The sequence below is a fragment of the Microbacterium wangyouchuni genome, from assembly GCF_054072595.1.
This window is the reverse complement of record NZ_JBSVRM010000008.1, coordinates 1-13,903: the sequence shown is the minus strand read 5'-3', so window position 1 is coordinate 13,903 and position 13,903 is coordinate 1. Positions and strand designations below refer to the sequence as shown.

Below are 13,903 nucleotides of genomic sequence, written 5' to 3'. Positions count from 1 at the left end.
TAACGCTTGCGCCTCCGCGCGGACGACCGTCGCACCGTAGGCTCGTTCCCATGGGTAGAACGCGCACAAAAGACACCGAGCATCCTCAGGCCCATCTGGACCACGGCGGCATCGCGCGGATCATCCCGTCGGAGTTCACCAGCGGATTCGAACTCATCGTCGACGACACCCCGCAGTCGCATGTCGATCTCGACGACCCGACGCATCTGCACTTCGAGTACATCGTGCGCATGGGTGCCGTCATCGATCAGCTCACGTCCCCGGGCGCAGCCCTGACAGCCGTACATCTCGGCGCCGGAGCCCTGACCATTCCGCGCTACATCGCTGCGACCCGGCCCGGTTCTCGTCAGCAGGTGATCGAACTGGAAGCCCCACTCGCAGCTCTCGTTCGCGAGCATCTTCCCCTGCCGCGCGACGCGTCGATCCGCGTGCGCATCGGCGATGCGCGGGAGGGCGCGCGTAAGCTCCCACCTGCGCTGACCGGTGTGTGCGATCTGGTCGTCTCTGACGTCTACTCCGGCGCACAGACACCAGCACACTTGACCAGCGTCGAGTTCTACACGGAGCTTCGCACCCTCCTTGCGCCTTCAGGGGTGCTGCTGGTCAACGTCGCCGATGGCCCCGGTCTCGCCTTCGCAAGACGGCAGGTCGCCACAATCGCCACCGCCCTTCCGGAGGTCGCACTGCTCGCCGATACGCAGGTACTCAAGGGGCGCCGGTTCGGGAACCTGGTCATCGCAGCATCTGCCTCTCCCCTGCCCACCGAGTGGCTGCCCCGAATGCTGGCTGCTGGCCCCCATCCGGCGAAGATCGCTCAGGGCACCGAGATCGCGGCCTTCGCGAAGGGCGCCCACATCGTCACAGACGCGGATGCTGTGGCATCCCCGAAGCCGGACGCATCGCTGTTCCTGCGCTGAAATGCCCTTCCGGGGCGCGCCAGCGGCCCCTCCTGCGCAATGACAGGCAGACTAGGACAAGCGCTGCGAGAGGAGAGCACAATGGGTTACATCAAGGGTTACGACCCAGACACTCTTCGGGAACAGGTCGACCAGGTCGAATGCGCTGCCCGACTGTCTGAGATCGAGGCTCAACGGAGCCTGCCGGCGCTACTTGAGCGCGTCTGGCTGTTGAAGGTTCTCGACCGTCTGGATGAAGCACTGCACCTCTCCGACGAGTCCGTCCGAGTCGCGCGCATGGCGGGGACTCGAAAGGACGTACTGCGTTCCCGCGTGCTGCACGCGACGATTCTGCAGTACCGCGGCGCGTACGCCGCCGCGGAGCAGGAGTTGGCAACCTGCGCGTCTGAAGCCGAAGGACAGGGCTGGGCATCGATCGCGGCATTCGCGTACCAGCATCACGGCAAGAATGCCTACGATGCCGGCGACTTCGACCAGGCTCGGGACAGCTTCAAGCAGGCGCTGTTCCTGCGCCGCGAGGCCGGTGCTGCCGACCCCGAGCTGGAAACCGCGCTGCTGGCGATCGAGGCTGCAGAGAAGCGCCGCAGCGGACAGCTCGTCTTCCCCTGACCACTGGGTCGCCCCGAATGTCTGCGGGATGTTTTACGCTGGGCGCATGGCGGACCTGAACCGTGTGCGCGTCTGGGGCGAGGCGCTGATTCGGATGCACCTCGACGAGACCTGGTCCTTCGGCTTCGACCATGCCAAACGCCGCGCCGGGCAGTGCGATTTCGGGGCGAAGAAGATCACTGTGTCGCGCTATCTCGCGGCACGTTTCGACGACGACGAAATCCACCAGGTGCTGCTGCACGAGGTCGCTCATGCCCTCGCCGGACACAAGGCCGCGCACGGGGCGAAGTGGAAACGCATCGCCCGTGACCTCGGCTACGTCGGCGGCACCACGCACCACGGCGAAACGGCCGAGGAGCTCGCACCGTGGGTGGGAACGTGTCCGACCGGCCACGTGACCTATCGTCATCGCCGCCCCGGCCGGCCGACCTCATGCGCCAAGTGTTCGCGGGCGTTCGACGCGCGGTTCGCGTTCGAGTGGGTTCGTCGCGAGATCAGCCCGGCGACGAAGCTCGCCGCTCAGACACCGCGCTGATTCGTCGCCCTACCGGAACGTGATGAACGCGCCCGCGTTGAGCACGGGCACGGCGTCTGTCGCATCGATTTCGGCTGCCGCCTTCGGCTCGGTCGGAACGATCCCCGCCGCGATCATTCGCTCGGTCGCCACTGTTCCCCCGACCCCCGCTGCGAGTTCTTTAGCCGATCCCGAGGCCGTGAGCAGATGCCGCATGGCCCGGCGCAGTCCGCGCGCGGATTCGCACGCTGCGGCCGCTTCCGGTGAGGTGTGATCTGCGCCGAGATCGCTGAGCGCGGAGATGATGGTTCCGGCTCCCAGCTGGTCTTCGACAGCGAAGCGGAGGTCACCGGCATCCGTTCGCTCGCCAGCGGCGATCACGTTCACCGAGGTTCGCATCTGACGGCGATTCTGGATCTCGAGCACCGCGCGCGCAACGGCCGAAGCGTTGCGCAGCGACCCGAGCAGGACGGTGGCACCCTGCGCGGCCGCGGCGACGGCGGCCCCGTTCGGCGACCACTGCCGTGCATCGGCGAGTTCGATGGATTGCCCGGATGCCACGGCATCCGTCACCGTCGAGGAGAACCGCAGTACGTCGACCACGACCACGACGTCGGCCGCGGCCAGCCGCTCGAGTCCGGCGATTCCCCAGTCGAAACGGACCTGAAACGACGACTGATCGAAGGTGTGCGACATGTGCCTAGCCTAGAAGATTCCCCATGACCGAGCCGTGGCAGCGGCACCGGCACCGGCCCTGGCACCGGCACCGGCCCTGGCACCGGCCCTGGCACCGGCCCTGGCGCGCGCACCCGCTCAATCGACGGCGAGCGCCTCGACCGGGGCGACGCGAGTCGCGAGGCGGGTGGGGGTCGCTGCGGCGATGAGCGTCAGCATCCCCGTTGCCACCACGATCACCGCAATCGGCAGCCATGGCACGGCGGGTGCCACGAGTCCCGCAGCTTGGTCGAAGTCCGGCGGCATCTGCACCGAGCCGAGCAGCGACTGCGCCGCGATCCATCCGTAGGCGATGCCGAGCAGCAGCCCAGTCGCCGTCGCCGTGATTGTGATGTGCAGTGCCTCGAGCAGGATCATCTGCCGCACCTGACGGTTGGACAGACCAACCGCGCGAAGCAGCCCGAGCTCGCGCCGACGCTGCACGACGCCGATCGTCAGCAGGTTCACCAACCCCACTCCGGCGATCACCGCCGAGATTCCGACCAGCACCATCATGATCGTGCCGAAGCTGTCCATGATCATCGAGAAGTCAGAGTCGAGCTCACCACCGGCCGCTTTCGTGAGCAGCACCTCCACCGACTCGAGTGCGACAGCAAACATCGTCACCAGAGTGACGCCCATCACCACGCCGATGGCCATGCGGCTGGAACGCTCCGGGTAGCGCAACGCGTTCTCCGCGGCGAGCTTCGCCGTCGCGGAGCGGCCAAAAAGCCGCCCGACGATGCGCAGCGCCGGCGGCATGATGAGCACCGCGCCCACCGACAATCCGGTGAACGACAACAGCCCGCCGAGGAACGACACGATCACACCGAGCGGAGTGACCAGCCCCGCCAGGACGCCCAGCGCGAGCAGCACCGCACCCACGACGAGCAGCACCAGCGCCCCGACGTGACGGGCCGGCCGTGCCGCAGCATCCGCATGTGAGCGCTCGACGGAACCGGCAATCGCCTGCAACGGCGTCACAGCCAGCACGCGGCGAGATCCGACCCATGCGGCGGCCCAAGTCGTCAGCACGACACCGACAGCCGGAATGAGGATCGTCGGCTGCGTCATCGTGAAGTCGGAGACGGGGCCCAGGAAATTTTCGGCAAGATAGACCCCGGCTGCCGCAAGCAGGAGGCCCACGATCAGCCCCTGCACCGCACCGATCACGCCGACGACAAGGCCCTGCTGTGCCACTTCTGCCCGCTGCGAGCGCGCGCTGGCCCCGATCAGCCGCATCAGCGCGATGCGTCGGGTGCGTCCGGCGATGATCGTCGAGAAGGTGTTCGCCGTGACGATGGCCGCGACATAGAGAGCCACGCCGACCAGCAGCACGCTGAGGATTGTGACGACCGCTGCGAGTGTGCCGCTGTCGCCGATGTAGGGGTCGGACTTCAGCATTGCGCCGATGTAGGCGGTCGCTTCGACCAGCACGACGCCGAACGCCGATGAGAGCGCCGCGACCAGAATGCTGGCGCCCATCCCCCGGTCGCGCAGCCAACCGAACCGCGGACCAGTGGCCGTCGACTCCGGGACGAACGTCGCCACGGCGCTCATGCTGCCACCTCGGCCGCCAGCATGTACGACGCGATCTGCTCGGCGCTCTGACGCGGGTGGTCAGCGACGATGCGGCCATCGCCGAGGAAAAGCACCCGGTCGGCGTGACTGGCGGCGATCGCATCGTGAGTGACCATGGCGATCGACTGTCCCTGCTCGCGGCTGGCGGTTGCCAGCAATTGCAGCACCTCACGCCCCGAGCGCGAGTCGAGATTGCCGGTCGGCTCATCGGCGAAGACGAGGTCAGGGGCCGTAGCGAGCGCGCGAGCGATGGCGACGCGCTGCTGCTGTCCGCCGGAGAGCTCGTGCGGGCGGTGGGTCAACCGGGTCGCCAGCCCGAGGCGGTCGACGAGCCCGTCGATGCGCGCTTTCTCGATCGCGCTGGGTCGCCGGCCGTCGAGCTCGAACGGCAGCATGATGTTTCCAAGAGCGTCGAGGGTGGGCACGAGGTTGAACGCTTGGAAGATGAAGCCCACACGCCGGCGGCGCAGAATCGTCAGGTCGAGGTCGCTGAGGCCGGTGATGTCGGTGTCGCCGATCCACGCGCGCCCAGCAGTCGGCGCATCCAACCCCGCCATGATGTGCATGAGGGTGGACTTTCCCGAGCCGGACGGCCCCATGATCGCGGTGAACTGTCCGCGCCGGATGCCGACGCTGACGTCGTCGAGTGCGGTGACGGCTCCGGCTCCTGAGCCGTACGACTTGGTGAGGTGCTGCACGCGGGCAGCGAGCCCGAGGTCGGTGGTTGTGATCTCCATACCTACGACGTTACGACCGCCGAGGGCCTCCCCGCATCGCCCGCACGGAGCATCCGTGTACATCCCAAGGATGATCCGCGAGACTTCACTTATGTCCGCAATATCGCGGAATTTGGTGACATACGTGAAGTTTCGCGGGGGGGGTGGGGGTGTGTCAGGGGGTGGTCAGTCCGTGCTCGAACGCAAAGACGACCAACTGCACCCGGTCGCGCAGGGCGAGTTTGGTGAGGATACGACTGATGTGCGTTTTCACCGTGGCCTCGCTGAGGAACTCCCGCCCGGCAATCTCGGCGTTCGACAGACCGCGGGCAGCGAGTGCGAAGATCTCCCGCTCGCGGTCGGTGAGAGCCGCGAACTGCGCCGGCACGGGCTTTGCCTGCTCTGTGAAGTGCGCGAACAGCTCACGAGTGGCGGATGCTGCGATCACGCTCGACCCGGAATGAACGGTGCGGATCGCCGCCAGGAGAAACTCCGGATCAGCGTCTTTCAGCAAGAACCCGCTGGCGCCCTGACGGATCGCTCTGGCGGCCGCCTCATCGAGATCGAAAGTGGTGAGCATCACGACCCGGGGCGCATCCGACTTCTTCAGGATCTCAGCGGTGGCGGTGAGTCCGTCCATCACCGGCATCCGGATATCCATCAGGACGACATCCGGCCGTGATCCGGTCACTGCGGCGAGCGCTTCTTGCCCATTGCCCGCCTCTGCGATGACTTCCATGTCTGGTTGCGAGGAAACCAGCATCCGGATGCCGGCACGAAACAGTGCCTGATCGTCGACGAGCATTACGCGGATCATTCATTCTCCTCCGAAATTACAAGAGCGTCGGATGCTGTTCCGATCGGCAGCGACCCACGCACCACGAATTCATCGCTCTCGCGCGCAGCGGTGAGGGAACCGCCGATGAGTTGCGCGCGTTCACGCATGCCGACCAGGCCGTGCCCGCCCGGCACTGACTGCGTCGCATCCGCGGTGACAGCGTTGCGCACTTCGAAGTCGACGCGGTCCGGCATCCAGGCCAGGCGCACATCCACAACGGCCTGCGCGCCGCCCGCACCATGCCTGATCGCATTCGTCAATGCCTCTTGCAGAATGCGATACACCGCGAGCTGAATCGCTCCGGGCGGCTCGCCCGGTGGCATCGGATCAATGGTGACGCGCGGCTCAACACCCGCCTGGCGCACATGCTCGAAAAGCTGTTCGAGGTCGGCGAGGGTCGGTTGCGGGCCATCACCCTGGCGGTGGCGGAGTTGTGTCAGCAGCATCCGCACGTCGGACAGCGCTCCTCGGGCCGTCTGCGCAATCGTGCCGAGCGCCTCGGTGGCCACACCAGGATCGGATGCTGCGGCATAGCGAGCCCCGTCAGACTGAGCCACAATCACCGCCAGCGAATGCGCGACGATGTCGTGCATGTCGCGTGCGATGCGCACCCGTTCTTGTTCTTCCGCTGCAGAGAGCTCGGCGACCGACTGTGCTTCGCGGCTGGTGCGCCAGCGCAGCACCATACGCCACCCGAAGCCTCCGAGCCAGGGCGAGCCGAGCGCAAGGATGCTCATGATCGCTACAAGGACGAACGTGGCCACCGCGCTGGCGAATCCGGTCGCGGTGAACCCGCCGAGGACGAACGCGATCTGCGCGGCAGCGACGATGCCGCCGACGAACGATGAGGCAAGCCCCGCCCAGAAGACACGCGTCGTGCCCCACGCGGCCGTCGCGTACAGCACGCCCAGGATCGCAAGGTTGATCGGCAGTGGGCCGAGTCCCCCCGCCAATTGCACGATCGCGCCGGCCCAGGCTGCGATGAGCGCAATTCCGGGAGCAAGTCGTCCGATCGCGACCGCGCCAAACTGCAGCACCCCTGCGATGACCAGGGCGATGACGCCGACGGCCTCAGTCATTGTCGTGCTGAGGTTTCCGGACCCGTAGAACGCCAGCGATGTCAGTGTCAGTATCGCGAACAGCACGAACGACCCGACGACGTCGAGGACGAGCGAGGTGCGAGACAGCGGTCGGATCACCCTCTCACGCTACGCGAGGCACCGTGCCCCGGCATCCGCCGGAAGATGTATCCGCGAAACTTCACGTATGTCACGCGCAGCGCCCTTTTTAGCGACACACGTGAAGTTTCGCGGATGGGGAGGGAGCGGGCTGGGCTCAGGCGCGTGCGAGGATCTCGCCGTGCGGGAGGAGATACCAGCCGTCGCCGTCGTCCGCCCAGGCACGCCACGCGGTACTGATGCGCTGGAGGTCTGCGCCGGTCGCCATCCCGCTATCGACAAGTTGGCGTGCGAGCGCCGACTCGAGAATGCGGTCGGCCCACATACCGCCCCACCACGCGCGCTCCTCAGGCGTCGCATAACACCAGGTGGATGCTGTCGCCGTCACCTGTTCGAACCCCGCAGCCCGAGCCCACGAGAGTAGTCGGCGTCCGGCATCCGGCTCCCCGCCGTTCGCGCGCGCCGCAGCCCGGTACAGCCGCAGCCACTCATCGAGTTCGGGCAGCAGCGGGAACCAGACGAAGCCGGCATAATCGGCGTCGCGCGCAGCGACGATTCCGCTGGGCCTGGTGACCCGTCGCATCTCGCGCAGCGCCTGCACCGGATCAGCGACGTGCTGCAGCACCTGGTGCGTGTGCACGATGTCGAAAGAGTTGTCAGCGAAGCTCAGCGCGTGCACGTCTTCGATCGAGAAGTCGATGTTCGCCACGCCCGACTCTGCGGCGAGTTTCTGCGAGAGTGCCAGCTCGGCCGGGCCGATCTCGGTCGCGGTGACGTGCGCGACGTGCTGTGCGAACTCGACCGTGATCGTGCCCGGTCCCGCACCGACGTCGAGAAGTCGCGCATCAGCATTCAGGTGCGGGCGAAGGTACTCCGCCGAGTTCGCGATCGTCCGGTTGCTGTGCGAGCGCAGCACCGACTCGTGGTGTCCGTGGGTGTAGTTCGCCATCCCTCCAGCATCCCACGCACCTTCCCGCCCCTTGCGCCCCTTGCGCCCCTTGCGCCCCTTGCGCCCCTTGCGAGTGGGCGCGCGTGGCTGCATTTCCGGCAAAAGTGGAGCCACAAACGCCCACTCGCAAGGGGTTTTCAGAGCAGGCGGCGGACGGCCTCGCGGTCGGGCTTGCCGGATGCCAAGGTGGCGATCTCGTCGACGACCACCAGGCGCGCGGGACGCGCGGGCTTGCCCAGCTCTGCAGCGACGACCTCGCGCGCATGCTCGAGCTGCTCGGCCTCGCTGCGACGCAGGGCCGCGGCGCGCGCGGCAACGATTACAGATGCTTCGCCCCATCGCTCGTCCTCGACGCCGACAACCACGGCACCGGTGAGCCCCGGGATGCTGCGAACCAGCCGTTCGACACGATCGAGCGAAATATTGACGCCACCGGAGACGATCACGTTGTCGGCCCGGCCGTGCACACGCACGATGCCGTCCTCGACGATGCCGAGGTCGCCAGTGCGATACCAGCGGATGCCGTGCTCATCGCGCACGAACGTCCGCGCTGTGAGGCCGGGGTCGCCGAGGTATCCATCGGCGAGCATGGGGCCAGCGATGCGCAGCTCCCCCTCAACCTCTCTCACAGCAACGGTTTCCAACGGGATGCCGTCGTACACGCATCCGCCACTCGTCTCGGACGAACCGTAGGTGCGCACAAGACGAGCGCCCATCTCCGCTGCGCGCTCGCGCACGGGTTCAGGCAGCGCCTGTCCGCCGACGAGAATCGCCTGGTATGCCTGGAGAGCGGCGAGTACTGTCGTGTCTTCGTCCGCCGCTTCGAGAAGTGTCGACACCTGAGCGGGCACGAGCGAAGTGAACAGCTGCTCGGTGCCGGCACGAAGCATTGGCAGCGTCGCCTCGGCGAAGGATCGAGGCGAGAATCCGCCGTCCAGCGTCGCTGGTGTCGTGCCCGAGAGAATTGATCGGACCAACACTTGGAGCCCTGCGACGTATCCCGCGGGAAGAGCGAGCAGCCAGCGGCCGGTCCCGATCCGGCTCGCAGTCGCTTCGGCGCCGGCACGCAACGCTTCGGCACTCACGACCACTCGTTTGGGGATGCCACTTGATCCTGAGGTACCGATCACCGCGGCCGTGCCGTCAGCGACGGTGTCTGGCCGATCGCCCAGCATCCCAAGCCCGAGAGCCGGCCCGCCGTCCAGTGCCCCCCTCAGCGCACCCAACAAGGCAAGTGGATCTTCCCCATCCGTCGAAATCAGCGCGCGAGACTTCGCGTATGTACTGTTTTCGGGGTCAATCTGGGACATAAGTGAAGTCTCGCGAGCCGTGTGCGGGGTGGTCAGAAGTGGTACGGGAAAGGGGACCAATCGGGGTCGCGCTTCTCGAGGAAGGAGTCGCGGCCTTCAACAGCCTCATCGGTGCCATAGGCCAGACGCGTCGCCTCGCCGGCGAACACCTGCTGACCCATCATTCCGTCATCGACAGCATTGAACGCGAACTTCAGCATGCGGATCGCCGTGGGCGACTTCGTCAGCACCGTGCGCGCCATCTTCAGTGCTTCACGTTCCAGATCCTCGTGCGGCACGACACGGTTGACCGCACCCATCTCATAGGCACGCTGCGCGGAGTACTCCTCGGCGAGGAAGAACACCTCGCGCGCGATCTTCTGCCCGGTCTGACGCGCCATGTAGGCCGAGCCATAGCCGGCGTCGAAGCTGCCGACGTCGGCATCCGTCTGCTTGAACTTGCCGTGCTCGGCGGAGGCAATCGACAGGTCGCAGACGATGTGCAGCGAGTGACCGCCACCGGCCGCCCACCCGGGGATTACAGCGATGACCACCTTCGGCATGAAGCGGATCAGGCGCTGCACCTCGAGAATGTGCAAGCGTCCGGCGCGCGCCGGGTTGGCGACCGCCGTCTCGTCCTCGGAGTACTTGTATCCGTCACGGCCGCGGATACGCTGGTCGCCGCCGGAGCAGAACGCCCAGCCGCCGTCCTTCGCGCTCGGGCCGTTGCCGGTGAGCAGCACGGCGCCGATCTTCGGGTCCTGGCGGGCGATGTCGAGTGCCCGGTACAGCTCGTCGACCGTGTGCGGGCGGAACGCGTTGCGCACCTCCGGACGGTTGAACGCGATGCGGGCGACACCGCCGTCGACGGAGACGTGCGCGGTGATGTCGGTGTAGTCCTCGGCGCCGGGCGCGAGCACCCATTCGGCCGGGTCGAAGAGATCGGAGACCATGAGTCCAGCCTATGCCTGAGCCGCTGTGCGGCGCGCCTTGCGCCAGCCGTCGATGCTGTCCCACACGGCGATTCCGACAGCCGCAAAACCGGTCAGGATTGCGAGGATGCGCAGCGCGTTTTCGTCCACTGCTCCGGTGAACGCGAAGTCGATGAACTCGGGATTGATGAGATCGCCCCGACCGAGCAGCGTCAGCCACCAGCTCACGAAAAGCACGGCGAGTGCAGTGTTGAAGATCGCGAGGCCGCGGTTCCAGCTCTTATTCCCGTACACAGCGATGGCGAGCACGACTTCGGCGGCCAAGAGCACGAAGAGTCCTCCGATCCACCATGGCCACAGCTCGGGGTTGAGGATCGCGATGGGCTCGCCGCCGGTGGGAAAGAATCCGCGGAAGTGATCCCAGAGCACCGCGCCGGTCACGATCACCAGGTAGGCCAGGGAGGTGATGAGTTCAGTGCGTGGCGCCTCCTTCACCTGCGGCTCCGGGAGCTGGTCCACGTCCCAGCGCACCCCGGTGTCTGCCCCTGTGCGCTCCAGCACGGCGAACACCAGCGTCACCCAGAATGCGATGTGTACGGCGACGCTCAGCCCGATTCCAATGGCCGAGCCGATGGTCTCACCGATGTTCCCGCCCGCGATCGCCTGACCGAGCGCGACTGCGCCAGCCACCGATACCGGAACAATGATCAGCAGCAGCTTCAGCAGGCGCCACCAGGTGAGGTAGTAGCGCGGACCGATCAGGTGCAGCGGCCGATCGGCGAAGCCCGCGGCGAGCGCAGCTGGATCGCCCAGCTCGGTGAGCACCGTGCGCTCAGCATCCTCGCGCGTTTCCCCCTGCTCCAGACGCGCGTCGACGGCATCGGCGATGGATGCCTCGAGCTCGACGCGCACGTCGTCCTGTGCGGTGGGGTTCAAAGTTTTCGTGACGGCAGCGATGTACCGCTCGGTGAGTGTGGCGGTCATTTCAGTGCTCCTCAGTGTCTGAAGATGTGGAGGTGAGCGTGGCGATCGCGGCAGTGAGCGCGAGCCAGTCCTGGGTGAGCGTGTCAGCGAGCCGGATGCCCGCCTCTGAGGTGCGGTAGAACTTGCGGGGCCTGGCCTCGTCGGTGTTCCACTCGCTGGTGAGGTACTCCTGCTTCTCGAGCCGGCGAAGCAGGGGGTACAGCGTGTTCGCATCGGTGGCGAAGCCGCGACGCACGAGTTCCTCGAGCAGCGCGTAGCCGTACCCGGGACTCCGCAGCAACTGCAGACACGCAAGCACGACAGTGCCGCGCCGCAGTTCCTGCAGATGCGTATCCAGCGTCTCACTCATGTCGATCACATTACTGTGTCTCACACACTATAGTCAATGCCACATTATTATTCAGGCCCTGATCCGATCGACTAACGTCGATCACATGCCTGTGCACCTCACCCGAATCGACCCTTTCGACAACGCTGCCGTGGACATCTGGTGGGAGATCTACGCGGCCGCGGAGCGCGCTGATCGCGGCCAGGACACCCCGGTGTGGACACTCGAGGAATCTCGACTCGAACTGCAGCAGCGCACCGACACGATCGAGCGGCGCGCCTACCTTGCGCACCTCGACGGCGATGTCGCCGCATCCGCGCGGCTCGCACTGCCCCAGCGCGACAACGTGCACAGCGCCGAGCTCGGCGTGCATGTCGCACCGGCGCTGCGACGACGCGGGATCGGTAGCGCCGTACTGACACTGCTAGAAGGCGACGCACAAGCCGCCGGGCGCAGCATCCTGAACAGTGAGACCTCCTGGCCATATGCCGCGGGCGAGGACGGCACCGGAATCCCCGGCCGTGAGTTCGCCCGACGGCACGGATATGCGCTGGCGCTCGGCGACGTGCAGAGCCGACTCCGACTGCCCGTCGACGCTGCGCTACTCGATGGGCTCGATGCCGAGGCTTCCGCACACTCCGCCGGGTACACACTGCAATCATGGGTCGGGGCTGTGCCGGAGGAGGTCGTCGCGGGCTGGGCGGCGCTGGATGCCGCGGTCGAAACAGAGGCGCCGATTGGTGCGCTCGAGATCGAAGCGCGCACCTCGGACGTCGCAGATGTGCGCGCGACCGAAGCCTTGCTGGCGCAGCAGAATCGCACCAGCTACGGCACGATCGCGCTGGATGCCGACGGCCGAGTCGCCGCTTTCACGCAGATCGTCGTGTCCGGAGACGATGGGAACGCGTACCAGTGGGGCACGCTCGTGCACCGCGATGCCCGCGGAAACCGACTCGGCACTGCAGTGAAGCTTGCGAACCTGCGGATGCTGCAGGCCCACTCTCCGGAGACCGCGGCGGTGTACACATACAACGCCGGCGTGAACGAGCACATGCTCGCCATCAACACCCGCCTGGGCTTCGCCCCCTCCGAACGCCTGGGCGAACTCCAAAAGCGTTTGACCTGACTGGCGTCCCGATTCCCAGACAGGCCCGCGGCGCCACGGCGTGTCGGCCGTATGACACGCCGTGCTGAGCACTCTGCATCTGGGATTCGGCACTCCGCGAGTGCATGATGGGGACATGAACGTCCCGCTCGCAGAGTTGCTCGGTACCGCCCGCGTCGTCGCATTGCCGATGACCACGCGCTTTCGTGGAGTGGACGTACGCGAAGCGCTACTACTGGAGGGGCCTGAGGGCTGGGCGGAGTTCTCCCCGTTCCTCGAATATGCGGATGCCGAGGCATCCGTCTGGCTCGCCGCAGCGATCGACTACGCCTGGAATGCGCAGCCAGCGCCGCTGCGCGACCGGATTCCGGTCAATGCCACGGTGCCCGCCGTCGCCGCCGACCGCGTTGCCGACGTGCTGGCACGTTTCCCCGGATGCCGCACCGCCAAGGTGAAGGTCGCAGAGCCCGGCCAGCACCTGAGTGACGACATTGCCCGCGTGCAGGCCGTGCGCGAAACGCTCGGGCCCGAAGGACGCGTACGCATCGACGCCAACGCCGCCTGGAACGTGGACGAGGCCGAACGGGCCCTGCATGCTCTCGCCGAATTCGACCTCGAGTACGCCGAACAGCCGTGCGCGAGCATCGACGAGCTGGCCGAAGTGCGCCGCCGCGTGAAGTACATGGGCATTCCGATCGCCGCCGATGAGAGCATCCGCAAGGCGCAGGACCCGATCGCCGTGGCCCGCGCAGGCGCCGCCGACCTGATCGTCATCAAGGCACAACCCCTCGGCGGCATTCGCCGAGCACTGGACATCGTCGCCGAAGCGGGCCTTCCGGCAGTGGTCTCCAGCGCATTGGATACAGCAGTCGGCCTCAGCCAGGGCGCGGCCCTTGCCGCCGCACTCCCCCAGCTCGACTTCGACTGCGGCCTGGGCACCGGTGCGCTGTTCGTCGAGGACGTCGCCGACCGCACACCTGTCGACGGAGCGATCCCGGTGGGCCGCGTCACTCCCGATGCATCGCGGCTCGACAGGCTCGCGGCATCCGCGGACCGTCGCGAGTGGTGGCTCGAACGCCTGACTCGCTGCCACGCGCGGCTCGCAGCATCCGCCAACTGACGCGAGAAACGTCTTACAGCACGAGAAACGTCGCAGTTCGACCTGTCTCATGTGTGAAGTCTCAGGACATTGGTGACGGTTGTGTCTCAGGACATCGGTAACGCTTCTTGCTGATTTGGTGGTGACACT

General features: G+C 66.6%; 15 protein-coding genes. 5 read left to right on the top strand and 10 right to left on the bottom strand.

What is annotated here, in order from left to right; translation table 11 throughout:
• Positions 1–50 precede the first annotated feature (50 nt).
• The 3 genes from ACW5CM_RS13900 (at position 51) to ACW5CM_RS13890 (ending at position 2,061) form a co-directional block, all read left to right on the top strand.
• Positions 51–917, top strand: coding sequence for a spermidine synthase (locus ACW5CM_RS13900; RefSeq protein WP_457125359.1), 867 nt, complete (start codon positions 51–53; stop codon positions 915–917).
• A gap of 81 nt (positions 918–998) precedes the next feature.
• Positions 999–1,526, top strand: coding sequence for a hypothetical protein (locus ACW5CM_RS13895; RefSeq protein WP_438253084.1), 528 nt, complete (start codon positions 999–1,001; stop codon positions 1,524–1,526).
• A gap of 46 nt (positions 1,527–1,572) precedes the next feature.
• On the top strand, positions 1,573–2,061 hold the full coding sequence (locus ACW5CM_RS13890) for a SprT-like domain-containing protein (RefSeq protein WP_438253082.1): 489 nt from the start codon (positions 1,573–1,575) through the stop codon (positions 2,059–2,061).
• A gap of 9 nt (positions 2,062–2,070) precedes the next feature.
• On the opposite strand, the gene ACW5CM_RS13885 is transcribed toward ACW5CM_RS13890, so the two are convergent.
• The 10 genes from ACW5CM_RS13885 to ACW5CM_RS13840 all read right to left on the bottom strand — a co-directional run bounded on the left by ACW5CM_RS13885 (position 2,071) and on the right by ACW5CM_RS13840 (position 11,570).
• A complete protein-coding gene (locus tag ACW5CM_RS13885) occupies positions 2,071–2,736 on the bottom strand; it encodes a 2-phosphosulfolactate phosphatase (protein ID WP_457125358.1) in 666 nt (221 codons plus the stop codon).
• A gap of 117 nt (positions 2,737–2,853) precedes the next feature.
• Positions 2,854–4,314 carry an ABC transporter permease gene (locus tag ACW5CM_RS13880; RefSeq protein WP_438253079.1) on the bottom strand — a complete coding sequence of 487 codons (1,461 nt, stop codon included), beginning with the start codon at positions 4,312–4,314 and terminating at the stop codon, positions 2,854–2,856.
• Positions 4,311–5,072 carry an ABC transporter ATP-binding protein gene (locus ACW5CM_RS13875; RefSeq protein ID WP_439256164.1) on the bottom strand — a complete coding sequence of 254 codons (762 nt, stop codon included), beginning with the start codon at positions 5,070–5,072 and terminating at the stop codon, positions 4,311–4,313. The genes ACW5CM_RS13880 and ACW5CM_RS13875 overlap by 4 nt, the downstream gene beginning before the upstream one ends.
• Positions 5,073–5,226: 154 nt before the next feature.
• Complete coding sequence (locus tag ACW5CM_RS13870; protein WP_439256165.1) at positions 5,227–5,868, bottom strand: response regulator; 642 nt, start codon at positions 5,866–5,868, stop codon at positions 5,227–5,229.
• A complete protein-coding gene (locus ACW5CM_RS13865; RefSeq protein WP_457125357.1) occupies positions 5,865–7,088 on the bottom strand; it encodes a sensor histidine kinase in 1,224 nt (407 codons plus the stop codon). Before ACW5CM_RS13865 ends, ACW5CM_RS13870 begins: the two co-directional genes overlap by 4 nt.
• 136 nt (positions 7,089–7,224) lie before the next feature.
• Positions 7,225–8,016 (bottom strand): class I SAM-dependent methyltransferase, encoded by a 792-nt coding sequence (locus tag ACW5CM_RS13860; RefSeq protein WP_457125356.1) that lies wholly within the window; start codon positions 8,014–8,016, stop codon positions 7,225–7,227.
• A gap of 137 nt (positions 8,017–8,153) precedes the next feature.
• Positions 8,154–9,326, bottom strand: coding sequence for an AMP-binding protein (locus ACW5CM_RS13855; protein ID WP_457125355.1), 1,173 nt, complete (start codon positions 9,324–9,326; stop codon positions 8,154–8,156).
• A 32-nt stretch (positions 9,327–9,358) separates the two neighbouring features.
• A complete protein-coding gene (locus ACW5CM_RS13850; RefSeq protein ID WP_457125354.1) occupies positions 9,359–10,258 on the bottom strand; it encodes a 1,4-dihydroxy-2-naphthoyl-CoA synthase in 900 nt (299 codons plus the stop codon).
• Between the two features lie 9 nt (positions 10,259–10,267).
• Positions 10,268–11,221 (bottom strand): permease prefix domain 1-containing protein, encoded by a 954-nt coding sequence (locus ACW5CM_RS13845; protein ID WP_457125353.1) that lies wholly within the window; start codon positions 11,219–11,221, stop codon positions 10,268–10,270.
• Between the two features lies 1 nt (position 11,222).
• The gene (locus ACW5CM_RS13840; protein ID WP_438253071.1) at positions 11,223–11,570 is read right to left on the bottom strand and encodes a PadR family transcriptional regulator; all 348 of its coding nucleotides are present in this window, start codon (positions 11,568–11,570) and stop codon (positions 11,223–11,225) included.
• 85 nt (positions 11,571–11,655) lie between these two features.
• Between ACW5CM_RS13840 and ACW5CM_RS13835 the strand changes: the two genes are divergently transcribed.
• Positions 11,656–12,675 carry a GNAT family N-acetyltransferase gene (locus ACW5CM_RS13835; protein ID WP_457125352.1) on the top strand — a complete coding sequence of 340 codons (1,020 nt, stop codon included), beginning with the start codon at positions 11,656–11,658 and terminating at the stop codon, positions 12,673–12,675.
• Positions 12,676–12,790: 115 nt separating this feature from the next.
• On the top strand, positions 12,791–13,774 hold the full coding sequence (locus ACW5CM_RS13830; RefSeq protein WP_457125351.1) for an o-succinylbenzoate synthase: 984 nt from the start codon (positions 12,791–12,793) through the stop codon (positions 13,772–13,774).
• The last annotated feature ends 129 nt before the right edge of the window (positions 13,775–13,903 follow it).